This is a genomic window from Nocardia amamiensis NBRC 102102 (assembly GCF_001612745.1).
Taxonomy (GTDB): domain Bacteria; phylum Actinomycetota; class Actinomycetes; order Mycobacteriales; family Mycobacteriaceae; genus Nocardia; species Nocardia amamiensis.
In genome coordinates this window covers 23898-48695 of sequence record NZ_BDBA01000012.1, presented here as the reverse complement: position 1 = coordinate 48695, position 24798 = coordinate 23898, and the positions used below count along the sequence as shown (strand labels likewise).

Below are 24798 nucleotides of genomic sequence, written 5' to 3'. Positions count from 1 at the left end.
GCGAGCTTGGCATGGTAGTGCTGGAGTGCGGGGGCATCCGGTGCTGTTCGACCGCGTCCGGTTCCGGTGATGACGCGGCTGATCGAGTTGCAGCGGCCGGGCCGAGCGTGATTGCGGACTGTTCGGTCATGTCCGGTGCGGCATAGCGGGTCGACTTCGTCGTCGTGTGCGCACTGGGCCAGGTAGCGCTGGAATGCGAGGGTCCCCGGTGCTGTTCGACCGCGGCTGCGTCCGGTGATGGCGTGGCTGATCGAGTCGAGGCCGGGCCGAGCGTGGTTGCGGACTGTGCGGCCATATCCGGTGCGGCGGAGCGTCTCAACTCCTCCGTGTGCGAGGTTGGCCTGGTAGTGCTGGAGTGCGAGGGTCCCCGGTGCTGTTCGACCGCGTCCGGGGTCGGTGATGGCGCGGCCGATCGAGTCGCAGCGGCCGGGACAGGTGTGGTCGCGGACTGTGCGGCCATGTCCGGTGTGGCGCCGGAGCAGGCGAACTCCGGCCCGGGCGATCCGGGTCTGGTTACGCCGGAGGGTGCGGGAGTCTCCGGCTGTTCTGTTCCCATGTTCGGCACAGTAGTTCCTGGTAGCGCCCATGCCGCCGCACACGCGGCAGGAAAGGAGACGCCCGCGTCGGGCGGCGGGGATTCCGGTGTGTGCAGGGCAAGTGTGGCGCGGAATCGGACGGGCGCGCGCGGTGGCGCGCTTGTTGCCGGTGTTGCGGCGTGGAGTGCGGCCGCGGTTCGGCGGCATCGACAGCCCCGGACGGGAGTCATCGCCCGGCCCCGGTCATGACTTCAGGACAACGGAGCGGTTCAGGCTGCGCGGGCGGTCGGGGTCGAGTCCGAGGTCGGTGGAGCGCACTACGCACAGCCGGTGCACCCGGATCAGATCGGCCATCGGGTCGATGTCGCGGTGTTCCAGGTGTGCGCCGGTGGCGGCGACATCCGCGGCGAAGTCCGGCTCCAGCGGCCCGAACGCCCAGACCGCGCGGCCCGGCGCGGAGATGCTGATCGGACCATGGCGATATTCGGTCGCCAAGTACGCCTCGGTCCAGGACTGGCAGGATTCGCGCAGTTTGAGCGCCGCTTCGTCGGCGATGGCCGCCGCGAATCCCATGCCGACGAAACTGATCTGCTCCGCGGCGCGCACCGCGGTCAGAGACTCGGCGAGATCCTCGGCGAGCACCGCGCGGGCCTGGGCGATCACGGGTGTCAGGTTCTGGCCCAGGTGCCAGCGCAGGATGGCGAGGGTGGTCGTCGCGAAGCGGGTCTGCACCACCGACTGTTCGTCGACCTGATCGATCAGGATCGGATCGCCGAGGTCGAGCACGGGTGTGCCCGGGGTGGAGCAGATCACGGCCCGGGGAATGTCCGCCGGGATGGCCCGCATCGCGCGCACGACTTCGGTGGTGGTTCCGGACCGGCAGATCACCAGGTAGCGGTCGTAGTCGCGATCGCGAACCGCGCTGGCGGGCCATGCGTCGGTGACGCCGTGACCCGCGTCCTCGCGTAGGGCGGCGATCGCTCGGGACATGAAAAATGAAGTACCGCAACCAATTATGGCCACACGCTCACCCGCTCGGGGTAGCACGGCGCGGTAGTCGGCGGCAACGGTCTCGGCGTGTTCCCAGTCATCCGGCTGGGTGGCTACCTCGGTGACTAGATGCGGCGCGGGGATGTGTTCGGCAGGCACACGAACAGCTTCACCCCGCGTGATCGTTCATGTCAAATTTACGCTCAAATCGGTCACATTTGATCACCGGCCACGCTAGATTGAGGTGCACGGACGGTGCGTCCTCCCATCATCGGTTCCTCCGTTGGCGCCGGGTGGGTAAATCTGAAAGGTTCTGCTCGTGAAAAGACCATTCCACCGCGTGCTTGCCGGAGTCGCGATGGTCACCGGCCTTACGCTGGCCCTCTCGTCCTGCGGGTTCGGTTCGAAAGACGCCGCGGACTCCGACACCACGATCAACTTCCTCGCGCCCACCTACAGCGACGGCGCGACGGGCACCAAGGCTCTGTGGGACGGCATCATCGCCGAGTTCCAGAAGCAGAACCCGGGAATCACCGTCAATCTGCAGATGGAGTCCTGGAATTCGATCAATGACGTGGTGCGCACGAAGCTCCAGTCCACGTCGACCACCCCGGACATCCTCAATATCGACGCCTACGCCAGCTTCGCAGGCGACGGCATGCTCTACCCGGCGGCCGAGGTCGTCTCCGCGCCGGTGCTGGCCGATATCCAGCCGGGTTTCGCGCAGAACGCCGCGCTGAACGGCACCCAGTACGCTCTGCCGCTGTTCGCCTCCACCCGCACGCTGTTCTACAACTCCGAGCTGTTCGACAAGGCAGGCATCACCCGGCCGCCGAAGACCTGGGCCGAGCTGACCGACGCGGCCCAGAAGATCCAGGCACTCGGCGACGGTGTCTCCGGGTACGGACTGCCATTGGGCAGCGAGGAGGCACAGGGGGAGACCTCCATCTGGACGTTCGGCGCGGGCGGCGCCTGGGCGGACGGCGACAAGATCACTGTCGACACCGCGGAGAACCTGGATGGCGTGCGGGCCATGCGTGCGCTCATCGATGCGGGCGCGACGCAGCCGAATCCGGGCGCGACCGACCGCAAGGACGTGATCAACGCCTTCATCCAGGGCAAGATCGGCATGATCGAGGCGCTACCGCCCACCATCGGCCAGATCGCCGCGAAGAATCCCGGCCTGCGCTACGCGACCGCGCCGTCGCCGACCAAGACCGGCGCGCCGGTCACTCTCGGGGTCGCCGATCACCTGATGGCGTTCAAGAAGGACGGCAAGAAGACCGAGTCGATCAGGAAGTTCCTCGACTACTTCTACTCCGCCGCCGTGTACGCGAATTTCGTCAAGCACGAGGGCTTCATCCCGATCACGCACAGCGCAGCGGCCGCGCTCGCCGACGACCCGGTCACCAAGGCGTTCGCCGCCACGCTCCCGGTGGCGCGGTTCTATCCCAGCAACAACCCGAAATGGGCGGCGGCGCAGGGCGCCATCCGGCAGCAGATGGGCACCATCGCCCAGGGCGCGGACCCGGCGCAGGTATTGCGGCGGATCCAGGAAGCCGCGAAGTAGCGTGCGGCGCAGAGGAATACTGGCGGCACTGCCGTGGATCGGGCCGTCGCTGGTCCTGATCGCGGCCATCGTCGCCTTCCCGGCTTGCTACATGGTGTGGACCAGCACCAGGGACCTGAGCGCCTACGGTCAGGACCGCGGCAACGCCGGGCTGGCCAACTACCGGGCCCTGTTCGGGATATCGGAACTGGGCTCGGTGCTGGTCCACACCGTGGTCTGGGTGGTCGGCGTGGTGCTGATCACGCTGCTGCTGTCCGCGGCGCTGGCCCAGTTCCTGAACAAGGAATTCCCCGGCCGCACGGCGGTGCGGATGGCGATCCTGGTGCCGTGGGCGGCGTCGGTGGTGATGACGACGACGATCTTCTACTACATGCTCGATCCGGATGTCGGCATCGCCAACCGGTTCCTGGTCGATATCGGCCTGCTGGACCGGGGCTACGGCTTCACCAAGCAACCGACGCAGGCGTTCCTGGTGGCGATGGGCGTCGCGGTGTTCGTCTCGGTGCCGTTCACGACCTACACGATGCTGGCCGGACTGCAGTCGATTCCGGCGGAGATCGAGGAGGCGGGCCGGGTCGACGGGGCGAGCGCATGGCAGCGCTACCGCTACCTCACGCTGCCGCAGCTGCGCCCGGCGATCGCGGTGGCGACCATCATCAACATCATCAACGTGTTCAACTCCCTGCCGATTCTGCAGGTGATCACCGGAAGCATCGCGGGCTTCTCCGCCGACACCACGACCACGCTGACCTTCAAGCTGATCAGGCAGAATCAGCAGGTCGACACGGCGGCGGCGATGAGCGTGCTGAACTTCGCGTTGATCGTGGTCGTCATCGCGATCTACGTGAAGGTGGTCCGCCCGACCCAGGAGATCGACCGATGACGACCCGCACCGAGGTGGCAGGAATCGAGCAGGTTCCCGACACGACGCGACCCGTCGCCGTTCGCGCACGGGCGAAACGCAGGCGCTGGGAGCTCACCGCGGTCGGGGTGGTGCTGGCGGCGGCGTTCCTGCTGCCGTTCGTCGTGATGGTGCTCGGCTCGCTGAAGAGCAGGGCCGAGATCCTGCGCATCCCGCCGACGTACCTGCCGCAGTCCTGGCACCCGGACAACTACGTGACCATGTGGGACACGCCGGAGACGCCGCTGCCGTTCAACCTGGCCAGCACGATCATCATCGCGGTCTGCGCCACCGCGCTGGTGTTGCTGGTCGCGATACCAGCGGGGTATTACACCGCCCGCCATCGCTTTCCGGGCCGCGGAGTGTTTCTCGGCCTGGTGCTGGTCACCCAGATGTTGCAGCCCACCGTCCTGGTCACCGGGTTGATCCGGCAGTTCTTCGCGCTCGGCATCAACGACACCTGGCTGGCGATGATCCTGGTGAACGCGGCGTTCAACCTGTCGTTCGCGGTGTGGATCCTGCACAGCTTCTTCGCGGCGATCCCGATCGAGATCGAGGAGGCCGCCTTGCTCGACGGGTTGAATCGATGGCAGACGCTGCTGCGGGTGAGCCTGCCGCTGGTGTGGCCGGGCATCGTCACGGCGACGATCTTTGTCGTGGTGGCGTGCTGGAACGAGTTCGCCGCCAGCCTGGTCGTGCTGACCACGCCGGAGAACCAGCCGCTGTCGGTGGCGCTCACCAAGTTCGTCGGTCAGTACGACACGGCGTGGCAGTACGTGTTCGCGATTTCCACCGTCGGCATCATTCCGGTGGTGCTGCTGTTCGCGGTGATCGAGAAGCGCTTGGTGGCGGGGCTCACAGCGGGCAGTCTCAAATAGCCGGGATTTGGCCAGATCCCTTGCCGTCCATGGCCGGAACCTCCGCGGACCACCCGAAGGGAGCGACGTTCGTGGCGCAGACCAGCGATTGCCGCGCGGTAGCATCGAATGGTGACACGGCAGGATCACGGAGCCAACGACGGTCGCCACTACGGCGGCCTGACCAAGGAACAAAGGGTGGCCCAGCGGCAGACCCGGCTGATCGACGCCGCGCTCGAACTATTCGGCACCCAGGGCTACGCGGCCACGTCCATCGAACGGCTCTGTTCCTTCGCCAATGTCTCCACGCGCAGTTTCTACGAGGACATGGGCAGCCGCGAGGCATTGCTCATCGCGCTGGCGAATCGCATCACCACGCAGGCCCTGGACCGCGCGCTCGCCGCGCTCGCGGAAACCGCGGACAAGCCCCTGGCCACCCGTGTCGTGGCCAGTTTCCGGGCGTATCTCGGAGTCACCTGCGCCGACCCGCGCCGAGCCCGAGTGTGCTACGTCGAGGTGGTCGGCGTGAGCAGCGCGGTGGAGGAGTGGCGCAGGGAGCAGCGCCGCCTGCTGTCGAAGTTGCTGATCGGCGAGGCCGAACGCGCCATCGAGCGCGGCGAGACCGGGTCGCGGCGGCGTTTCGATCTGTTCGCTCTGGCCGTGATCGGTGCGGTCAATTCCCTTGCCCAGGAGTTGGTGCAGAGCACGGCGCCGGACGCGGCACTCGGACTCGACGAAATATGCGAGGAAATTGCGTATTTCGTGAATTCCGGCCTCGCGCTCACTTGAGCGGAATGCCTGTGGTCATATTGTTCGCGTGCTCAGCGAAACAGCGGGTTTCTCACACGACCGGGACGGCCTGAAATGACCGGGCCGACCGACCGTCCGCAACGGTGGAACCGGTTGCTGGAACTGCTCGCCGAATCCGGCCGGCTGTCGGTGGAGGAAGCCGCCGAGCGGCTCGGTGTGTCCGCCGCGACCGTGCGCCGCGATTTCACTGCACTCGCCGAACAGCAACTGGCGACCAGGACGCACGGCGGCGTGGTGGCCACCGCGGTGGCCTACGACCTGCCCGCCCGCTACCGCCAGTCCGGCGGCGAAGCCAAGCAGCGCATCGCCGAACACGCCGCCGCCCTGATCGATCCGCACGCGGTGGTGGGGATGAACGGCGGCACCACCACCACGGCGGTGGCCAGGGCGCTGGCCGGACGGACCGATCTCGGACTGTCCGGCGACGAGCAGCTGACCATCGTCACCAACGCGCTGAACATCGCGGGCGAGCTGGTGCTGCGGCCGCACGTGCGCACGATCGTGCTCGGCGGTGTGGCGCGGCGGGAGTCCTACGAGCTGCATGGACCGCTGGCCGAACGCTCCCTGGCCGAATTGCGGCTCGACGATCTCATTCTCGGTGTGAACGCGATCTCCGCCGAGGGCGGCGCGCAGTGCAGGCACATCGACGAGGCCGGGGTGACCACCGAGATGGTCCGCCGTTCCGGGCGGGTGCTTGTGGTGGCCACCGCGGACAAGCTGGAACGCACGGCGCTGGCCCGCATCTGCGGCATCGAGCAGATACAGCTACTGGTGACCGACACCGACGCCGACCCCGCGGCGGTCGCGACCATCCGCGCGGCGGGCGTGCGGGTCGACGTGGTGTAAGCGGACAACGCTTCCCGGGAGTCAGTCCGGAGCGGCGACCGGCAGCCGTAGCCGAACGTTCTCGTCGCTGGGTCGCATGCTGCGCGCCCAAACGAGGAATCCCCAGGCCACGAAGCCCGCGTAAACCAGATACATGGCGGCGGACGGGTAGTAACCGGCCCGCAGAAGCAACGGAACGCCGACGAAGTCGACCGCGATCCAGATCAACCAGAATTCGGCCAGCCCGCGTGCCATGCCATAGGTGGCCAGTACCGACCCGGTGAAGATCCACGCCTCCGCCCACGGACCGTACGAGCCGATCGATGCGAAGAGCTGGGCGAACAACACCGTGCCGAGCAGCATCGCCGCCACCAGGGCCACGCGTTCGCGCGCACTGGCCCAGCGCGGATCGACCCCGCGATGCTCGAGTCCGGTTTCCCGGGTCGCGTGCCGATACCACCGCCACCAGCCGTAGACGCTGACCACGATGAACATCAGCTGGCGTCCGGCCTGCCCCGCCATATTCAGCTGCTGTGGGGTATGGAACACGCCACCGACGAACACCGTGAACAGCAGGGCGTTCCCGGTGATGCCGATCGGCCAGGCCCAGACCCGCCGCCGCATGCCGCCGATGGCGGAGGCCAGGCCGAAGCCGTTGCCGATCACTTCGCGCCAGAGGATCTCCGAGCCCGCGATGTGCAGCTTGGCGTCGAGCAGCGTGATGATCGGGTTCACCTGTCGTGCAACCAGTGGCGGGGCGCATCTCATCCACATCCGATCGCCGCGATTCGAAATCCGCGCGGCGGCCGTCGTGCGCACCGTAACGATTGCGCAATCTGACGACGCCATTCGCAATATCCGCGCAACCAGGTGCTCCTAGGGTGACCGTCATGAGCACGGAAAGCGGTACCGCCGGGGGGACCGGAATTCATCTCAGCGGGTTGACCAAGACCTTCCGGGTAGGCCGGAAAACGGTGCAGGCGTTGGATTCCGTGGATCTGCACACCGAACAGGACGCGTTCCTGTCGCTGCTGGGCCCCTCCGGCTGCGGCAAGTCGACGGTGCTGCGCATTCTCGCCGGTCTGGAGACGCCGACCGCGGGCCGGGCGTTGATCAACGGCGAGACGCCCGCCGAATTGCGCGGGCACCACGAGCTGGGCATCGCGTTCCAGGATTCGGCGCTGCTGCCGTGGCGGTCGGTGGAGTCGAACATCAAGCTGCCGCTGCAGGTCGCCGGGATGACACCGGAGCCGGGTCAGATCGCCGAGCTGATCCGGCTGGTCGGGCTGGACGGTTTCGAGAAGGCCAAACCCGCGCAACTGTCCGGCGGTATGCGCCAGCGGGTCTCGATCGCGCGGGCGCTGGTGGTGAAGCCGACCGTGCTGCTGCTGGACGAACCGTTCGGCGCCCTCGACGACATGACCAGGCAGCGGCTCAATCTGGAGTTGCTGCGGATCTGGACCGAGAAACCGGCAACCACGCTGATGGTCACGCACGGCATCGCGGAGGCGGTGTTCCTGTCCGACGTGGTGGCCGTGCTGAGCCCGCGGCCGGGCCGGGTGCTGGAGCTGGTCGAGATCGACCTGCCGCGCCCGCGGCTGCCGGAGATGATGCGCACGCCGGAGTTCCACAAGCTGCACGACTATCTGTCCGAGCTGCTGTTCGGGAAGTCGGGGAAGGGAGGCGTGGCATGAATGGAGGCAGCATGAGATGGCGCTGTCTACGCCATCGCAAGCCGGGATGGCAGCGGGTGAGCACGCATATGCAACCGGTGCGGCGGCACCCGCTCGCGCGGTGCATCCGGCGGGCGGGAGGCGCGTCATGAAGCGCTATGGCGGTGTGCTCGGCGTGCTCGGGCTGGTCGCTGTGTGGTGGATTCTCGCGGCGTTCGAGGTCGCGGGCGGCACCATACCCAGCCCATGGCTGGTGCTGCACACCATGTTCACCGACGGATGGGGCTTGTACGGACCCAATTTCCGGATCACCGCGCTCGGTGCGTTGCAAGGGTTCGTCTGGGGCAATGGGCTGGCCATCGCGCTGGCCGTGGTGATCGTGCTCGTCCCGCCGATCGAATCGCTGGCCACCCAGCTGGCGATCCTGAGCTACTGCACGCCGCTGCTCGCGCTCGGCCCGATCATTCTGGTCGTCTTCGGCGGGCGCACCCCGACCGTGTTCCTCGCCGCGATGTACTGCTTCTTCACCACGATGGTCGGCACCGTCGCCGGATTGCGCTCGGCTGACCGCACCAGCCTCGACCTGGTGCGCGCCTATGGCGGCGGACGCTGGCAACAGCTCTACCGGGTCCAGGCGGTCGCGGCGCTGCCGAGCACCTTCGCGGCCTTGAAGATCGCCGCGCCGTCCGCCGTGCTCGGCGCCATCATCGGCGAGTACCTCGGCGGCGTGGACAGCGGCATCGGGGTGGCGCTGACCGCCGCGCAGACCGCCTACAACGTGCCGCGCACCTGGGGCATGGCGCTGGCCGCCGCGGCGTTGGCCGGACTCGGCTACGTGCTGGTGGCGCTGGCCGCCCGGGTGGTCGCGCCGTGGACCGCGCAGGAGCAGCGATGATGGACGGGCATGAAGCGCCTTGTCACACCAACCATGTCTGGGCGCGGATTGCCGCATGCGCGATGAGAAGCCGCGGGCGAGCACGTGTGCTGGGAAAGGATGCGGCATGAATGTCCTGCGCCGGATCGGGCGGTTCCTGTTCCCGCTGGCCACTTCGCTGCTGCTGATGCTGGTGATCTGGTATGTCTTCCTGAAGGCGTTCCCACAGGTCGGTCCGCGAGTCGGCAAGACACCCGGCGATATCTGGGCCTATCTGGTGACCGCGCCCAACGCGGAGACCGCGCGTCAGGCCATCCTCGACGATCTCCAGATCACCCTGCGGGACGCGGCCATCGGGTTCGGCGCGGGCATGCTCGCCGCACTCGTGGTCGCCGCGTTGTTCGTGTCGTTCGCCGCGGTCGAGCAGACCTTCCTTCCGGTGGCGATGCTGCTGCGCTCGGTGCCGCTGGTGGCGTTGACGCCGATCATCGTGCTGGTCTTCGGCCGCGGCTTGGCCGGGGTCGCCGTGCTCGCCGCGATCGTGGTGTTCTTCCCCGCCCTGGTGATGATCATGGCGGGACTGCGCAACGCGCCGCGGCAGGCGCTGGAACTGGTGGCCGCCTACGGCGGATCCCGGTGGACCGGGTTGCGCATGGTCGCCGTGCCTGCGGCGCTGCCCTCGGTGTTCGCCGCCGCGCGGATCTCGGTGCCCGGCGCGCTGATCGGCGCCCTGCTCGGCGAATGGCTCGGCAGCGGGACCGGGCTCGGCGCCAGCTTGATCCGGGCCATCCCGACCTTCCAGTACAGCAAGCTGTGGGCCTCGATCGTCATCGTCACGCTGGTCTCGGTGGTGCTGTACGCCATCGTCGGCGTCATCGAGAACGTGGTGCTCGCGCGCTTCGGACCGGAGGCGGGACGATACTGACCGCGCGGTCGGCCGGCGAAATTCCCGCAAATTCAGGCCCGGAACGTCAAAGTAAAGAATTTGAAACGCGGTGCACATAGATTCGGCCCATGACACCCGTGCAGCGCTCCACGTTCGGGCACTTGAACCGACGCACCTTTCTCCGTTACTCCTCGCTCACCGCGGCCGTGCTCGGCGGCTCGGCGACCCTTGCCGCCTGCGGTGGTGAGACGAGCGACACCTCAGGCGGCTCGACCCCGGACGGCTCGAAGTACGGAAAGGTCGCGGTGCAGCTGTCCTGGCTGAAGAACATCGAATTCGCGGGCGAGTACTTCGCCGACGCCAGAGGCTATTTCAAGGAAGCCGGTTTCGGCGCGGTCGATCTCATCGCGGGCGGCGCGGCGAGCACGTCGGTGGAAGCGGGATTGGACACCGGGAAGGTGTGGCTCGGACTGTCGGCGCCGCAGACCACCGCACCGGCGATCCTGGAGGGCCTGCCCGCGAAGATCGTCGCGACCACCTACCAGAAGAACCCGTTCGCGATCGTCAGCTCCGCGGCCAAGCCGATCCGGACGCCGGCGGATATGAAGGGCCGCAAGATCGGCGTGCAGGACACCAACCAGCTGATCTTCAACGCATTGCTCACCGCCAACGGGATGAAGCCGAGCGACGTCACCGTCGTGCCCGCGCAGTTCGATCCGACCCCGCTGGCCAACGGTGAGGTCGACGGATGGGTCAGCTATGTGACAAACGAGCCGATCGTGCTGGCCGCCAAGGGCTTCCAGAACACGCATTTCTTGTTTGCCGACTTCAACCTGCCGCTGGTCGCCGAGACGCTGACGGTCGCGCAGTCCACCATCGACAAAGAGCGTGACAAGCTGAAGGCGTTTTTGGCCGCCGAGATCAAGGGCTGGAAGGACGCGGTGGCGAATCCGGCAGAGTCGGCCCGGCTCGCGGTCGAGGTGTACGGCAAGGATCAGAAGCTCGATCTGGCCGAGCAGACGCAAGAGGCCATCGCGCAGAACGATCTGGTGGTCTCGCCGGATACCGCCGCCAACGGCCTGCTCACGATGACCGACGCGCTGATCGAGCAGAATATCGCCGCGCTGCGCACCGCGAAGATCGATATCAAGGCCCAGCAGTTGTTCGACCTGTCCGTGCTGCGCGAGGTGTATGCCGAGAATCCCGGCCTGAAATAACTAGATTCCGAGCCCCACAGCGGCTTTCGGCGTGATCGGGATTTCGCCGCTGTAGGGGTCTAACGGTCGTGCCGGTTGTGCCGCGCGTGCGGCAAGAAGTTCGGCCGCGATCGAGACCGCGACTTCGGGGGCCGTGCGCGCTCCGATGTCGAAGCCCGCGGGCGAATGTAGTCGGGCGAGGGTCTGGTCGCCGAAACCGCCTGCCCTGAGGTCCTCCATGCGCCGGATGTGTACTTGGCGTGAACCCATGGCGCCGAGGTACCCCAGCTCGGGTAGTCGCAGCGCCACGGTGAGCAGCGGGATTTCGAACGCGGGATCGTGTGAGAGCACGACGATGGCTGTGCTGCTATCGATTTCACCGGCCGAGGAGAGGGTGTTGAGATAGCGGTGTGGCCAGTCGACCACGACCTCGGCACCCGGAAACGATTCCGGCGTAGCGAAATTAGGGCGCGAGTCGCAGATCGTCACCCGGTAGCCGAGCAGCTTGGCCTGGACGGTGAGGGCGGCGGCGAACGAATTGGCGCCGAAGATGATCAGGCGCGGGGGCGGAGCGAACGAAGCGACGAATACATCGGAATCCGGCAGCGCGAGCAGTTCGGTGGGGTGTCTTCGGTCGGTGATCAGGTGCTGGCCGATCAGGTCGGGGTCGGAGTTCCACACCACCGTGAAGACGGTGACTCTCCGGTGTGCCGCGATCTCGGCGGCAACATCGGGGAACTCGGGGAAATGTCTTCGGGAGAACGGTTCGGTGAAGACATCGATCATCCCCTCGGTGTTCGCGCCCGCTTCCAGACCGGTGGCCACGCCGTAGCGGTGCAACACGCGCTGGCCGGTGCGGACGGCTTGGAGCACCGCCTCGTACGCGATGTCCTCCAGCCCGCCCGCGGCGACCGATCCGTACACGCCGCCGTCCGGGTCGACCAGCATCGCGGAGCCCACCGGTAGCGGGGCCGATCCCACCGTGCGCACGACGGTGGCCAGCCCCCCGGTCCGGCCCGAGTGCCACACCCGCAACAGGTCGTCGATGATGTCCCGCATCAGCTAGCTCCGATCACCGTGCGGTCGTGGCCGGAAAGTCACGATCGATCCCCGTCGCCAAATCGTCGCACGTGACGCACACCATATCGTTTCTGCCTGTCAAATAGGTACGAGCTCCGGAATCTCCTGCTGCGGCTGCACAAACGCCGTTCCAGTGCTTGTGCGTCATAACAACTGGGTGCCCAGGTGTGTCGTGGAACACAGCTCGCGCGAGGCCGCTGGGGGCCGCCACCGCGGCGGCGAGGACCCGGGCGACTACATCAGCGCCGACGTCGGGGGTGTCGACCGGCATGATCGCGGCGTAGCGCGCGGGCGTGCGGGCTGCGGCGATCAGGCCTGCGCGGAGCGCGGCGCTGAGCCCGGTGGCCCAGTCGTCGGCCCACACGTGCTGCACGCCCGGCGGCAGATCGACGATCTGCGGCGTGGGGCCGGTCGCGCCGAGCACGACGATCACCGGATCGCAGCCGCCGTCACGCAGCGCGGCCACCGTCGCGCGCAGCCACGCGCCGCCCTCGGCGAGCACTTTCGGCCGCCCGTAGCGTGTTCCCGCACCGGCGGCGAGAACAACGCCCGCGACAGCGGGGCGGTCCTGATCAGCCATGGTTATGACGGTAATACCGGGCGGTCTGCGCCGCACGACGTAAAACCACTCCTCGGGCCGCGTTCACCTGCGCGACACGCCGAAGGTGACCTCCCGTTTCCGGTGGCGGCCCGCGTGGTCGTATTCGATGCTGGTCGGATGACGGATCAGCGACCTGGACTCGCGGCGTTCGGCGCGCTGTCCGACGACGCGGCCTACCAAGCGGTGCTCGGCTGCTGCTCGTCGCCGGGCTTCGCGCGGTCGCTGGTCGAGGGCCGTCCGTACCCGAGTGTCGAGGCACTGCTCGACGCCGCCGACGCGGTGCTGGAGCGATTGCCGGACGCCGAGCTCGACGCGGCGCTCGCCGGTCACCCCCGGATCGGGGAGCGACCGCGTTCGGTGGCATCGGCGCGGGAGCAGGCCGGGGTGGCGGGTGCGGCGGACGCGGTCCGCGCGGCGCTCGCCGAAGGCAATCGCGCCTACGAGGCACGGTTCGGGCACATCTACCTGGTGTGCGCGAGCGGAAAGTCGGCCGAGGAGCTGCTCGCGCTGCTCACCGCTCGGCTGCGCAATGATCCCGAGACCGAAAGGCGAGTCGTGCGAACAGAACTGGCGAAGATCAACCGCATCCGGCTGCGGGCGCTGCTGGAGGAGCGGTCATGAGTACTCTGAGCACCCATGTGCTGGACGCGGTGCGCGGTGTACCGGCCGCGGGCGTCACGGTGACGCTGTATCAGCAAGCGCGGCAGCTCGATTCGGGGGAAACCGACGCAAACGGCCGGATCAGGGCGTTGGGCGAGGCGCTCGAACCGGGAACCTATCGTCTGGTGTTCGACACCGGCGCCTATTTCGCGCGCCAGGAGGTCGAAACCTTCTATCCCGAGGTCGTCGTCGCGTTCACCGTCACCGAGGAGCGGCGCTACCACGTCCCGTTGTTGTTGTCGCCGTTCGCCTTTTCCACCTATCGAGGGAGCTGAGCCGAGCATGGAACTGACCGGGCCGATCGTGCTGTCGGACCACCGTTACGGCAAGGCGGAGAATCGGATCGTCCGGATCTACCGGGAGACCGCGCGCCACGAGATCCGTGACGTGAACGTCTCCACGGTGCTGCGCGGCGATTTCGCCGACGCGTACGTCACGGGTGACCAGGCGAAGGTACTGCCCACCGACACGCAGAAGCAGACCGCCTACGCCTTCGCGAAACAGCCGGGACTGCGCACGATCGAGGACTACGCGCTGGCGCTGGCCGACCACTTCGTCACCGAGATCGAACCGGTGACCAGCGCACGGGTCGAGGTCGACGAATACGCCTGGCTGCGGGTGCCGGTCGGCGGGGTCGAGCACGACCACACCTGGGTGCGCCAAGGGGCCGAGGTCCGCACGGCGGCGGTCACCGTGGCCGGTGCGGGCGCGGATCGGCTGGCCTGGGTCGTGGGCGGAGTGAAGGACCTGACCATCCTGAAGTCGACCGGGTCGGAGTTCACGGGCTTCCTGACCGACGACTTCACCGTGCTCGCGCCGACCGACGACCGGATGCTGGCCACCTCGCTGGTCGCCGAGTGGCGCTTCGCCGGCACCGGCGGCATCGACTGGGACGAGGTCTACGCGGGAGTGCGGGCGCGATTGGTGGAGACCTTCGCGACGCTGCACTCGAAGGCGCTCCAGCAGACGCTGTTCGAGATGGGCAAAGCCGCGCTGGCGGCGTTCCCGGTGCTGGCCGAGATCCGGCTCGCCGCGCCGAACAAGCACCATTTCGACTACGACCTGGCTCGTTTCGGCATCGAGAACCGCGGCGAGGTCTATCACGCCGACGACCGCCCCTACGGTCTGATCCACGCCACGGTGGCGCGTGCCGACGCACCGGAAGCGGGTCTCGCGTGGACCAGGTGACCGTCATCGCCGGCTGTGCCATCGCGACCGTCGACGACCGCCGCACCGAGTACTCGCGCGGCTACGTCGTCGTGCGCGGCAACCGGATCGAGGCGGTCGGGGAGGGTGACGCGCCGGAAGCCGACGCGGGCGCGCGGCGCATCGATGGCCGCGGCTGCCTGCTGACTCCCGGTTTGGTGAACACCCACCATCACCTCTACCAGTGGATCACCCGCGGCTTGGCCACGGACCACACGCTGTTCGAGTGGCTCACGACGCTCTATCCCATTTGGGCCGGCATCGATGAGGACGCGGTGCGCGTCGCCGCCACGGGCGCGCTGGCCGCGCTCGCCCGCACCGGATGTACCACCACCACCGATCACCACTACTTGTTTCCGCGCGAGGGCGGTGACCTGCTCGGGGCGGAGATCACCGCGGCGGCTGAGGTGGGCCTGCGGTTCCATCCCTGCCGCGGCTCGATGGACCTGGGGGTGAGTGCCGGCGGGTTGCCGCCCGACGAGGTCGTGGAGAGCCTGGACGACATCCTCGCCGCGAGTGCGGCGGCCGTCGAGCGCTGGCATGACCCGTCCTACGACTCGATGCTGCGGATCGCACTGGCACCGTGCTCGCCGTTCTCGGTCACGCCGGAACTGCTGCGCGAGTCGGCGGCCCTGGCCCGCACCGCCGGAGTCCGGTTGCACACCCATCTCGCCGAGACGATCGAAGAGCAGGACTACTGCGCACAGACTTTCGGTTGCACGCCCGCGCAGTACCTGGAGCGGCTCGGCTGGCTCGGCCCGGACGTCTGGTACGCGCACGCCGTCCATCTCGACGACGACGCGATCGACGCCATGGCGCGCACCGGCACCGGCGTCGCGCATTGCCCCACCTCGAACGCGCGGCTCGGGGCCGGTATCGCGCGGACCGCCGACTTGGTGCGCGCGGGCGTCCCGGTGGGGCTCGGCGTCGATGGTGCGGCCAGCAACGAGTCCGGCTCGATGATCGAGGAGCTCAGGCACGCGCTGCTGTGGGCCCGCAACCGAGGCGGGCCCCGCGCGATGACGGTGCGCACAGCGTTGGAACTGGCCACCATCGGCGGCGCGCGAGTGCTGGGCCGCGCCGCCGAAATCGGCTCGATCGAAGTGGGCAAGCTGGCGGATCTGGCACTGTGGCGCCTGGACACCGCCGCACACGCCGGAATCGATGACCCGGTGACCGCACTGGTGCTCGGCGCACAGCCACCGCTGGCCGCGCTATTGGTGAACGGACGCGAGGTGGTCCGCGACGGCGAGATCCGCACGGTCGCCACGGACGTGGTCGCCACCGAGGTGGCCCGGGCACAGGCGGCGTTGCTCGCGAAAGCGGGATGATCGGGCGTGGGTAGTGGAGCAGCGCGAGCTTGCTGGTGATGCGCGAGACCGTTCCGGTGTGGGCGATCTGTTCCGAGCGCTGGTCGGGGCCGATCGCGGACCGGCATGTCGGCTGCCCGCCATGGCGATCCGCCGTGACGGCGTTGCGATGCACGTCGGCGTCGCGCGCGGGTGGCGGGTGTTGGAAGGCGTGATGAGCGGGTCGCGCCACTCGTAGCGCGGGTGTCGGGACAGGGACTTGCAGGCTGTTGGCGAGACCGCTCTGGTGTGGCTGATGCCGTTCCAAGCGCTAGTCGAAGACGATCCCGGACCGGCTGTCGGGTCCGTGCTATGGCGATCCGGCGTGCCGGCGTTGCCGTGTACCTCGACGTCGTGGGGGAGGCGGCGGGCTGATCGGGGATGCGGGTGTTGACGCTACAAACTTGCTGGTGATGTGCGAAAACGCGCTGGGCGAGGCGGTGCGGTGGACGCTGTCACCGGTGTCTGGCTGGGAGGTCGCGCACGCGCGATGGTGAGACGCCGTGATCGGATTGCGGTGCTGGTAAGCAGCGCGGGCGCGGTGCGCAATCGCGGCGGTGAGCGAGGTGTCGTGCCTGGTCAGGTTGTACGCGAGATACTGAAGCAGTGTCGGCTCGGACGACTCGCGGAGGCGGGCGGGAGCTCTGGATCGCGGATGGCGCGCCTGGGAAGGGCGCGGCAGCGGTAGCTCCCTGCCGCGGGCGGTCGTCGCGCGGCGAGGTAACGGCCGCGCAATCTGGCGTGCGTCGCGCGCAATGTGGCGGCAACCGACTGGCTCTACCGTGACGGAGAGGCAGGAACGAGGTGAGACGTGGACCTGGACACGATCCGGGAAGTGGTGATCGCCCGCGAGCGAGCGGACCTGACCCTGCTCGGCGAGTCGGCCGCGGTGCTCGCCGGCGGCACCTTTCTGTTCTCCGAACCGCAGGATCAGCTGGTGCGCCTGGTCGACATCACGACCATGGGCTGGCCCGCGTTCGAGGTGGTGGACGACGGCCTGGAGATCGCCGCGACCTGTACGTTGGCCGATTTCGCGGGGGCGGCGCAGGGGCGTGAGCTGGGCGCGCCGGTTTTGCGCGACCAGTGGCCGGGGACGGCGCTGTTCGCGCAGTCCTGCCGGGCGCTGCTGGCCTCACACAAGATCTGGCGCACCGCGACCGTCGGAGGCAACGTCTGTCTCGCGCTGCCCGCCGGCGCGGTGCTCGGCGCGCTGGTCGCGCTCGACGGTTTGGCGTTGGTGTGGGCGGCGGACGGCATCGATCGCGGTATTCCCTTGCGGGACTTCGTCCTCGGTCCTGGATACACCGCCCTGCGGCCCTGCGAGGTGCTGCGCTCGATCTACCTGCCTCAATCGAGTCTGCTGGCGCACACCAGCTTTCGGAAGATCGCGCTTGCTCCACTCGGCCGGTCCGGTGCGCTGGTGATGGGGCGGCGGGATCCGGACGGCCGCAGCGCGGTCACCATCACGGCCGCCACGACCAAGCCGGTCGTCCTGGACTTCGCCGCACCGCCGAGCGACCCCGAGCTGCGGGACGCCCTCGACGCGATCGATACCACGCTCTGGTTCGACGACCCGCACGGTTCGCCGGAGTGGCGGCGGCACGTCGCCGGGCTGCTCGCCCGCGAGGTCGCCGGTGAACTACGGGAACGCGCATCATGACGCGGCTCGAGTGGACAACAAGCTCGTCGAGTTCGAGGTGCCGTCGGGCCAGCGCCTACGCAGGACCCTGTGCGCGAGCAGTGATCGTGAGGTCGCCGGAACCGGGTAACGGGAGTCGTGCTGCGGTTCGGAGCGGACCGCAGACCCGCCTGAATCGAGGCGTCGGGGCAGCGCTTGCGCACGGCCCTGGCTGTGAGCGGCCATCGGAAGGTCGCTGGAACCGGGGGAGCGGAACTGGTGCCGTACGGAGTGGACGGCAGATCCGTCGGATTCGAGCCGCGGCGGGGCCAGTGCCTGAGCGGTCGGCGCGAGGTCGCTGGAGGGCCGCAGGGGTGGGATTGGTGATGCGGTTCCGGGTGGACGGTAGGCGCGTCTGGATCGAGCCGCGATCGGGCCGGTGCCTGCGCTCGGCCATGGGTGTGAGTGGCTGGCGCGAGGTCACCTGGGAAGGGGGATGGGGATGGTGATCAGGTTCGAAGTGGACGGCAAGCCCGTCGAGTTCGAGGTGCGGCCAGGGCAGTGTCTGCGCACGGCCTTGCGTGAGACTGGGCACCTGGCCGTGAAAAAGGGATGTGACGCGGGCGATTGCGGGGCCTGCTCGGTGCTGGTCGACGGAATGGCGCTGCACTCCTGTGTGTTTCCCGCCTATCGCGCGGCCGGCCGTTCCATCACGACGGCTGCCGGGCTCGGGACGCCGGAGCACCCGCATCCGGTGCAGCGCCGATTCGTCGACAACGCCGGATTCCAATGCGGTTTCTGCACCGCGGGCATGGTCGTCACCGCCGCGGGACTGGAGTGCGCCCCGGAGGGACCACTTGGCGGACGCGAGAGCGAACTTGCTGAATTGATGAAGGGAAACCTGTGCCGTTGCACGGGTTACCGCGCGATCCGCGCGGCATTGGGTGAGCCGCAGACACCGGACGACCCGGCAGCCATAGCGCCGGATCAGGCCGTGACGGCGGCTGGCGGCGCGGGCACCGGAGTCGGCGCCCTTGCCGGACCGCGCATCGTCACCGGCAGCGAGCCCTTCACCTTCGATCTGCCGCCTGCCGCCATCGCAGGTGAGCGCGCCGCTACTTCCGCCACGATGGACGCTCCGCAAATAGGTGACACGGCCGCGCCGCTGACCGTGGCTGTGCCCCCTACCGCCACCGCGGGCGGGTTCGCCGCCGATTTCGCTGCGGAGAGCAGGCGCGGAACGGGCGATGTGGCCGCGGTGCCCCCGACCGCGGTCGTGCCGCAGGCCGCGACGGGGGGCGAGTTCGTCGCCGGTTCCGCCGCGGAGAAAAGCATAGGAATGGCCGACGGGCCCCCGACCGCACCGCTACATATCGCGGTCTTGCGAAGTCCATACCCGCACGCGCGAATTCGATCGATCCACACCGCGGACGCCGAGGCATTGCCGGGCGTGCATGCTGTGCTGACCTACGCCGACGCGCCGGACGTAGCGTTCTCGACCGCACGGCATGAGCTGCGGACGGACGATCCCGACGACACCTACGTACTGGACCGGACGGTCCGATTCGTCGGACAGCGAGTGGCGGCGGTGGTGGCGGAGAGCGTGGCGACCGCCCGCGCGGCGGTCCGGCTGCTGCACGTCGACTACGAGAGGCTGCCCGCGGTGTTCGACCCGCAGGAAGCGTTACGAGCCGACGCGCCGAAACTGCATGGTGACAAGCCGGATTCGGCGCGGATCGACGATCCCGGCCGTAATCTGGTCGCCGAAGTGCACGGCGAGGTGGGCGACATGGCGGCGGGTCTGGCGGCAGCGGCCCAAATCGTGCGTGGTGTGTGGCATTCACCGCGCGGGCAGCACGTGCACCTGGAGACACATGGCGGGGTCGGATGGCTGGACGACACGGGCAGGCTGGTCATCCGATGCAGTACCCAGGTTCCATTCCTGGTGCGCGCCGAACTGTGTCGCGTCTTCGGACTGCCGTCCGAGCGGGTTCGGGTGTTCGCGGCCAGGGTCGGCGGCGGATTCGGCGCGAAGCAGGAGATGCTGGCCGAGGACCTGATCGCGCTGGCCGTCCTGCGGACCGGCAGGCCGGTGCAGTACGAGTTCACCCGCTCCGACGAGTTCACCGCCGCGACCTGCAGGCACCCGATGCGGGTCGCCGTGACGGCGGGCGCCGACGCGAACGGAGTGCTGACCGCATTGGCCGTCGACGTACTCGCGGACACCGGGGCCTACGGCAACCACAGCGGCGGCGTGATGTTCCACGGCGTGGGTGAGTCGGTGGAGCTCTACCGCTGCGCCAACAAGCGCGTCGACGCCCAAGCGGTGTACACCAACAACGTTCCCTCCGGGGCATTCCGCGGTTACGGACTCGGGCAGGTGATCTTCGGGGTCGAGTCGGCGCTGGACGAGCTCGCGCACGCGCTCGGCATCGACCCATTCGAATTCCGGCGCCGCAATGTCGTGGTGCCCGGCGATCGGTTCGTCGGGGCCGCGGTGAACGAGGGCGACCTGATGTTCGGCAGCTATGGCTTGGATCAGTGCCTGGACCTGGCCGAGCGGGCACTACTGCGGGGCAATGACGTGCACGCGCCCGGCCCGGAGTGGCGCGTCGGCACCGGGATGGCCGCCGCGATGATCGCGACCATCCCGCCGCGCGGCCACCGATCGACGGCGACAGCGTCGCTGCTGCCCGACGGACGCTACGAGATCCGCGTCGGCACAGCGGAATTCGGCAACGGCACGACGACGGTGCATGCGCAGCTCGCGGCCACCGCGCTGGACACCGACGTGTCCCGCATCGTGATCCGGCATGCCGACACCGACCTGGTGGAGTACGACACCGGCGCGTTCGGCTCCACCGGCATCGTGGTCGCGGGTAAGGCCGTCTACGCGGCAGCCGGCGCCTTGCGCGGGTTGCTGCTGGCCAGAGCGGCCGAGCTGTCGGGCGTTCCGGAGCACGACTGCGTGCTGACACCCGGCGGCGTGCACTGCGATGACCAGCTACTCGGCGCAACCGAGCTGCTGGCTCCCGGCGACCTGACAGCGCGCGCCGAGCACGCGGGCAGCCCCAGGTCGGTGAGTTTCAACGTGCACGCTTTCCGGGTGGCGGTGCATCCTGGCACCGGCTCGGTCCGCATCCTCCAGTCGATCCAGACGGCCGACGCCGGCACGGTGCTCAACCCCGTGCAGTGCCGTGGACAGGTGGAAGGCGGTGTCGCGCAGGCCATCGGCACCGCGCTGTACGAAGACATGCGCAGCGACCACGGCGTGGTGCTCACGCAGACCTTGCGGCACTACCACGTGCCACAGTTCGCTGACGTGCCCCGCACCGAGGTGTACTTCGCCGATACGGCCGACACCCTCGGGCCGCTGGGCGCGAAATCGATGAGCGAGTCGCCGTACAACCCGGTCGCGCCCGCGCTGGCCAATGCGATCCGCGACGCGGTCGGCGTCCGCCTCGACCGCCTGCCGATGACCGCGGACCGGGTGTGGGCCGCGCTGCGGAAGAAGGAGTCGCGATGACCAAGGTGCCCGAGCATGTCCGCGCCAGGATCGAGGCGATGCTCGACACGGTGGACGCCGAGCTGCGCCGGAGGTATCCGGGATCGAACGGCAGGTCGCAGCCGATCCACACGGTGTACGTTCCGGCCGACCGAGTCGCGGAGGAGACCCCTGCCGAATGGGGCGCCACCGCGGTCGAATTGCTCGACCGCCACCAGGACCTGCTGGCCACCCTCGACGAAACCGGGTCGCTGCCCGACGTCCGCAAGCGGCTGGAACAGGACCCGGTCCAAGATCTGCGCATCGACTTCGAGGACGGCTACGGCCTGCGCACGGATGCCGAGGAGGACCGCGCGGCCACGGCGGCGGGTGCCGTGCTCGCGGCCTGGTCGCGGCGCTCCCGTAGCTCGGCTGTCGGCGAGTCCGTGGTCGCGGCAGGCATCACCGAACCTGGCGAGCCTCACCCGGGCCTCCCGCACCAGCAGCACTTCGACCAGTCGCAGCAGATCGTCGACGCGCGGGCGGAGCGACCGCGCCCGGCGAGCAGCGGCATCCGGATGAAGGGCTTGTCGAGTGGCGAGCGGCGTCGTGCCCTGCGCACCCTGGACCTGGTGTTGGAAGCCGCCGGTGGCGTGCCCGAGGGATTCGTCTTCACAGTTCCGAAAATTCGTGCCGCGCGGCAAATCCCCGCTTTGGTGCAGTTGTGCGTCGGGCTGGAACGCGGTTACGGCATCGCGGAAGGCAGTTTGCGGTTCGAATTGCAGATCGAGAGCCCGCAGGCGATTCTCGCCGCGGACGGCACCGCTCCGGTGGCCACCATGCTGACGTTAGCCGAAGGACGTTGCAGTGGACTGCATTTCGGCACCTACGACTACACCGCGGCGTGCGGCGTCGCCGCGCCGGACCAGGCGCTGGACCATCCGGCCGCCGATTACGCCAAGGCGGTCATGCAGGTCGCGGCCGCCCAGACCGGGGTGTGGGTGTGCGACGGCTCCACCCAGATCGTGCCCGACGCCGACCCCGAGGCCGCGCTGCGCAATCATCACCGCTTGGTAGCCCGAGCCCTGCGGCGTGGGTACTACCAGGGTTGGGACATGCATCCCGGTCACCTGGTCACGCGCTGGCTGGCCACCTACGACTTCTTCCGCCAGGCCATCGAGGTGGCGGTGCCGCGGCTGCTGGATTATCTGGCCCGCCGCGGCGGCGACATCATGGACGAGCCCGCCACAGCGGAAGCGATGGCCGCCACAGTACTGCGCGGCATCGACTGCGGGGCCCGGCCGACCGCGGGCGTACCCGAGCTGACCGAGAGGGTGCTGCGCGCACTGGCGGCGCGCGCACCGGTTCCGGAGGAGTCGACGTGAGGCAGCGAGTGAATCGGGGATGCAGGGCGCTGCCGCGCACGATGGAGCTGAGTGTCGGCGAGGTGCAGTCGTGATGGAGCGTCAGCGAGTGAACCTGGGACGCAGGGCGCGGCCGCGCACGACGGAGCCGAGCGCCAACGAGGCGAAGTTGTGAGCGGCCTACCGAACGGTGCGGCTCCGGACGACGCCGAAGGCGTGGCCGATCGCGGAGCGCCTCATCGCCCCGACCAGGTGCGGGCGTCCCGCGAAGACCCAGGAGGCGCGATGCACGACGGCGTCGAGGACGACGAGTTCATGCTGCTGCCCGATCTGGCGGTCCGCCCGCTCGGCGGCTCGGTGATCTGGGCCGATGACGAATTCTTCGCCGAGAAGGAGAATTTGATCAATCCCGGCCCCGCCGAGCACCGGCCGTCCACCTTCGGGCACAAGGGTCAGATCTACGACGGCTGGGAGACCCGCAGGCACCGCGGGCAGCCGGGCGACGATTCCGCGATCGTGCGGCTGGGCGTGCCGGGCGTGATCCGCGGCATCATGGTCGACACCGCGTGGTTCTCGGGCAACTACCCGCCCGCGGTTTCGGTGTCGGCGCTGGAGATCGAGGACTATCCTCCGGCGGAAACCATTGCCGCACGCGATGATTGGGTGATCCTGATCGACCGTTCCCCGGTCGCTGGCGACCGCCGCAACCTGTTCACCGTCGAGAACGAGAAACGCTGGACGCACGTGAAGCTGACCATGCATCCCGACGGCGGTGTGGCGCGGTTGCGGGTGCACGGCGAGGGAAGACCCGATCCGCGTCTGCTCGGCCTCGGGCCGCTGGACCTGGCCGCACTGGAGAACGGCGCACTGGTGTTGGACTGCTCCAACCGTTTCTACAGTTCGCCCAACCACTTGCTCTATCCCGGCCTGGCCCGGTCCATGGGCGACGGCTGGGAGACCGCCCGCCGCAGGGACGAGGGCAACGACTGGGTGCGTATCCGTCTGGCCGGGCCGGGACTGATCCGCCTCGCCGAGCTGGACACCTCCTACTTCCTGGGCAACAACCCGGGCGCGGCTCGGCTCACCGGCCGCACCGCCGACGGCACCGAACTGGAGTTGTTGCCGCGCACCGCGCTACAGCCCGACACCAGACACCGGTTCCCGATCGCACCGATGGCCGCGTCGGTGGAAGAGGTCCGCCTTGACATCTACCCCGACGGTGGACTGGCGCGGTTGCGGCTGTACGGAGAGCTCGGCGCATGAGCGGGCGTGTCATCGATGCAGTCGGGCACTCGCTGGTGCCGGAGCCGGGCGCCGGTGAGGCGCAGGCCATGGGGGAGCGCAGCGGACGGGCCGGGCACTCGCTGGTGCCGGAGCCTCGCGTTAGCGAGGTCCAGGTATGAGCGAGCGGGATTTCGTCGGTTACGGCCCGAACCCGCCGGACCCGAAGTGGCCGGGCGACGCGCGGATCGCGATCCAGTTCGTGCTCAACTACGAGGAGGGCGGCGAGAACAACGTGCTCGACGGGGACGCACATTCTGAGACGTTTCTGTCGGAAATGACACCCGCGGAAGCGTTCCCGAACCGGCATATGAGCATGGAATCGCTCTACGAGTACGGCTCCCGCGCTGGACTATGGCGAGTGCTGCGCGTCTTCGAACGCCGCGGGCTGCCGCTGACCGTCTTCGCCGTCGCCCGCGCCCTGCAGCGCAACCCGGAGGCGGTGGCCGCTTTCCGGGAACTCGGCCACGAGATCGCCTGCCACGGGCTGCGCTGGAGGTCCTACCAGCTGACCGACCGCGACACCGAACGCGCGCACATGGCCGAGGCCGTGCGCATCCTGACCGACCTGACCGGCGCCGCACCCCTGGGCTGGTACACCGGGCGCGATTCGCCGCACACCAGGGAGCTGGTGGTGGAGCACGGCGGGTTCGTCTACGACGCCGATTCCTATGCCGACGACCTCCCGTACTGGGTACGCGTGCACGACCGCGACCACCTGGTGGTGCCCTACACCCTCGACACCAACGACATGCGCTTCGCCTCGCCCGCGGGCTTCCCGACCGGCGAGCAGTTCTTCGCCCACGTCCGCGACGCATTCGACGTGCTCTACCGGGAAGGCGCGGAAGGCAGCCCGAAGATGCTGTCGATCGGGCTGCACTGCCGCCTGATCGGACGTCCCGCCCGCACCGCAGCCCTGGAGCGCTTGCTCGACCATGTGCAGTCCTACGACCAGGTGTGGATTACCCGGCGAATCGACATCGCCGAACATTGGCGCACCGCGCACCCGGCCTGATGCTGCTGGATTCCTCGCATCT

The 24798-nt window shown here is 68.6% G+C and carries 24 protein-coding genes; 20 read left to right on the top strand and 4 right to left on the bottom strand.

Translation table 11 applies throughout. The features are described from left to right. Positions 1–779: 779 nt before the first annotated feature. Positions 780–1685 carry an SIS domain-containing protein gene (locus tag NA4_RS03555; protein WP_067463750.1) on the bottom strand — a complete coding sequence of 302 codons (906 nt, stop codon included), beginning with the start codon at positions 1683–1685 and terminating at the stop codon, positions 780–782. Positions 1686–1845: 160 nt separating this feature from the next. On the opposite strand from NA4_RS03555, the gene NA4_RS03550 reads away from it, so the two are divergent. The 5 genes from NA4_RS03550 (at position 1846) to NA4_RS03530 (ending at position 6510) form a co-directional block, all read left to right on the top strand. Further along, a complete protein-coding gene (locus tag NA4_RS03550) occupies positions 1846–3096 on the top strand; it encodes an extracellular solute-binding protein (RefSeq protein ID WP_245671079.1) in 1251 nt (416 codons plus the stop codon). A 1-nt stretch (position 3097) separates the two neighbouring features. Beyond that, positions 3098–3979 carry a carbohydrate ABC transporter permease gene (locus NA4_RS03545; protein ID WP_067463744.1) on the top strand — a complete coding sequence of 294 codons (882 nt, stop codon included), beginning with the start codon at positions 3098–3100 and terminating at the stop codon, positions 3977–3979. After that, positions 3976–4875, top strand: a complete 900-nt coding sequence (locus tag NA4_RS03540; protein ID WP_084496771.1) for a carbohydrate ABC transporter permease — start codon at positions 3976–3978, stop codon at positions 4873–4875. The genes NA4_RS03545 and NA4_RS03540 overlap by 4 nt, the downstream gene beginning before the upstream one ends. Positions 4876–4983: 108 nt before the next feature. Then, on the top strand, positions 4984–5643 hold the full coding sequence (locus NA4_RS03535) for a TetR/AcrR family transcriptional regulator (protein WP_067463741.1): 660 nt from the start codon (positions 4984–4986) through the stop codon (positions 5641–5643). Positions 5644–5718: 75 nt separating this feature from the next. Continuing rightward, positions 5719–6510, top strand: a complete 792-nt coding sequence (locus tag NA4_RS03530; protein ID WP_067463738.1) for a DeoR/GlpR family DNA-binding transcription regulator — start codon at positions 5719–5721, stop codon at positions 6508–6510. Positions 6511–6531: 21 nt separating this feature from the next. On the opposite strand, the gene pnuC is transcribed toward NA4_RS03530, so the two are convergent. Further along, positions 6532–7224: a nicotinamide riboside transporter PnuC gene (gene pnuC / locus NA4_RS03525; protein WP_174552902.1), complete on the bottom strand. Its 693-nt coding sequence runs from the start codon at positions 7222–7224 to the stop codon at positions 6532–6534. 155 nt (positions 7225–7379) lie between these two features. Here pnuC and NA4_RS03520 point away from each other — a divergent pair, with 155 nt between their 5' ends. From NA4_RS03520 to NA4_RS03505, 4 genes are all read left to right on the top strand, one after another. Continuing rightward, a complete protein-coding gene (locus tag NA4_RS03520) occupies positions 7380–8183 on the top strand; it encodes an ABC transporter ATP-binding protein (protein WP_067463795.1) in 804 nt (267 codons plus the stop codon). Between the two features lie 127 nt (positions 8184–8310). Next, the gene (locus tag NA4_RS03515) at positions 8311–9057 is read left to right on the top strand and encodes an ABC transporter permease (RefSeq protein WP_084496769.1); all 747 of its coding nucleotides are present in this window, start codon (positions 8311–8313) and stop codon (positions 9055–9057) included. A gap of 106 nt (positions 9058–9163) precedes the next feature. Beyond that, a complete protein-coding gene (locus NA4_RS03510; protein ID WP_067463733.1) occupies positions 9164–9961 on the top strand; it encodes an ABC transporter permease in 798 nt (265 codons plus the stop codon). Between the two features lie 89 nt (positions 9962–10050). Next, entirely contained in the window at positions 10051–11139 is a 1089-nt protein-coding gene (locus tag NA4_RS03505; RefSeq protein ID WP_067463731.1) for an ABC transporter substrate-binding protein, read from the top strand. Here the strand turns inward: NA4_RS03505 and NA4_RS03500 are convergent, their stop codons facing one another. Further along, the gene (locus NA4_RS03500) at positions 11140–12177 is read right to left on the bottom strand and encodes an XdhC family protein (RefSeq protein ID WP_067463729.1); all 1038 of its coding nucleotides are present in this window, start codon (positions 12175–12177) and stop codon (positions 11140–11142) included. It lies immediately after the preceding gene. 13 nt (positions 12178–12190) lie between these two features. Then, positions 12191–12778 carry a nucleotidyltransferase family protein gene (locus NA4_RS03495; protein ID WP_067463726.1) on the bottom strand — a complete coding sequence of 196 codons (588 nt, stop codon included), beginning with the start codon at positions 12776–12778 and terminating at the stop codon, positions 12191–12193. A gap of 138 nt (positions 12779–12916) precedes the next feature. Between NA4_RS03495 and uraD the strand changes: the two genes are divergently transcribed. The 11 genes from uraD to puuE all read left to right on the top strand — a co-directional run bounded on the left by uraD (position 12917) and on the right by puuE (position 24776). Then, the gene (uraD, locus tag NA4_RS03490) at positions 12917–13420 is read left to right on the top strand and encodes a 2-oxo-4-hydroxy-4-carboxy-5-ureidoimidazoline decarboxylase (protein ID WP_067463724.1); all 504 of its coding nucleotides are present in this window, start codon (positions 12917–12919) and stop codon (positions 13418–13420) included. Then, on the top strand, positions 13417–13734 hold the full coding sequence (gene uraH, locus NA4_RS03485) for a hydroxyisourate hydrolase (protein ID WP_067463722.1): 318 nt from the start codon (positions 13417–13419) through the stop codon (positions 13732–13734). Before uraD ends, uraH begins: the two co-directional genes overlap by 4 nt. Positions 13735–13741: 7 nt before the next feature. After that, positions 13742–14647 carry a factor-independent urate hydroxylase gene (pucL, locus tag NA4_RS03480; protein ID WP_067463718.1) on the top strand — a complete coding sequence of 302 codons (906 nt, stop codon included), beginning with the start codon at positions 13742–13744 and terminating at the stop codon, positions 14645–14647. Continuing rightward, positions 14635–15996, top strand: a complete 1362-nt coding sequence (locus NA4_RS03475) for an 8-oxoguanine deaminase (protein ID WP_067463716.1) — start codon at positions 14635–14637, stop codon at positions 15994–15996. The genes pucL and NA4_RS03475 overlap by 13 nt, the downstream gene beginning before the upstream one ends. Before the next feature lie 58 nt (positions 15997–16054). Next, positions 16055–16213 (top strand): hypothetical protein, encoded by a 159-nt coding sequence (locus NA4_RS40045; RefSeq protein ID WP_157128776.1) that lies wholly within the window; start codon positions 16055–16057, stop codon positions 16211–16213. Positions 16214–16825: 612 nt separating this feature from the next. Further along, a complete protein-coding gene (locus NA4_RS03470; RefSeq protein WP_067463713.1) occupies positions 16826–17674 on the top strand; it encodes an FAD binding domain-containing protein in 849 nt (282 codons plus the stop codon). 466 nt (positions 17675–18140) lie between these two features. Next, a complete protein-coding gene (locus NA4_RS03465) occupies positions 18141–21158 on the top strand; it encodes a molybdopterin-dependent oxidoreductase (protein ID WP_067463792.1) in 3018 nt (1005 codons plus the stop codon). Further along, complete coding sequence (locus tag NA4_RS03460; RefSeq protein ID WP_245671077.1) at positions 21155–22501, top strand: DUF6986 family protein; 1347 nt, start codon at positions 21155–21157, stop codon at positions 22499–22501. The genes NA4_RS03465 and NA4_RS03460 overlap by 4 nt, the downstream gene beginning before the upstream one ends. Before the next feature lie 264 nt (positions 22502–22765). Further along, the gene (alc, locus tag NA4_RS03455; protein WP_067463788.1) at positions 22766–23743 is read left to right on the top strand and encodes an allantoicase; all 978 of its coding nucleotides are present in this window, start codon (positions 22766–22768) and stop codon (positions 23741–23743) included. Then, on the top strand, positions 23740–23883 hold the full coding sequence (locus tag NA4_RS40040; RefSeq protein WP_157128775.1) for a hypothetical protein: 144 nt from the start codon (positions 23740–23742) through the stop codon (positions 23881–23883). The genes alc and NA4_RS40040 overlap by 4 nt, the downstream gene beginning before the upstream one ends. After that, complete coding sequence (gene puuE, locus NA4_RS03450; RefSeq protein WP_067463710.1) at positions 23880–24776, top strand: allantoinase PuuE; 897 nt, start codon at positions 23880–23882, stop codon at positions 24774–24776. The genes NA4_RS40040 and puuE overlap by 4 nt, the downstream gene beginning before the upstream one ends. Positions 24777–24798: the final 22 nt, after the last annotated feature.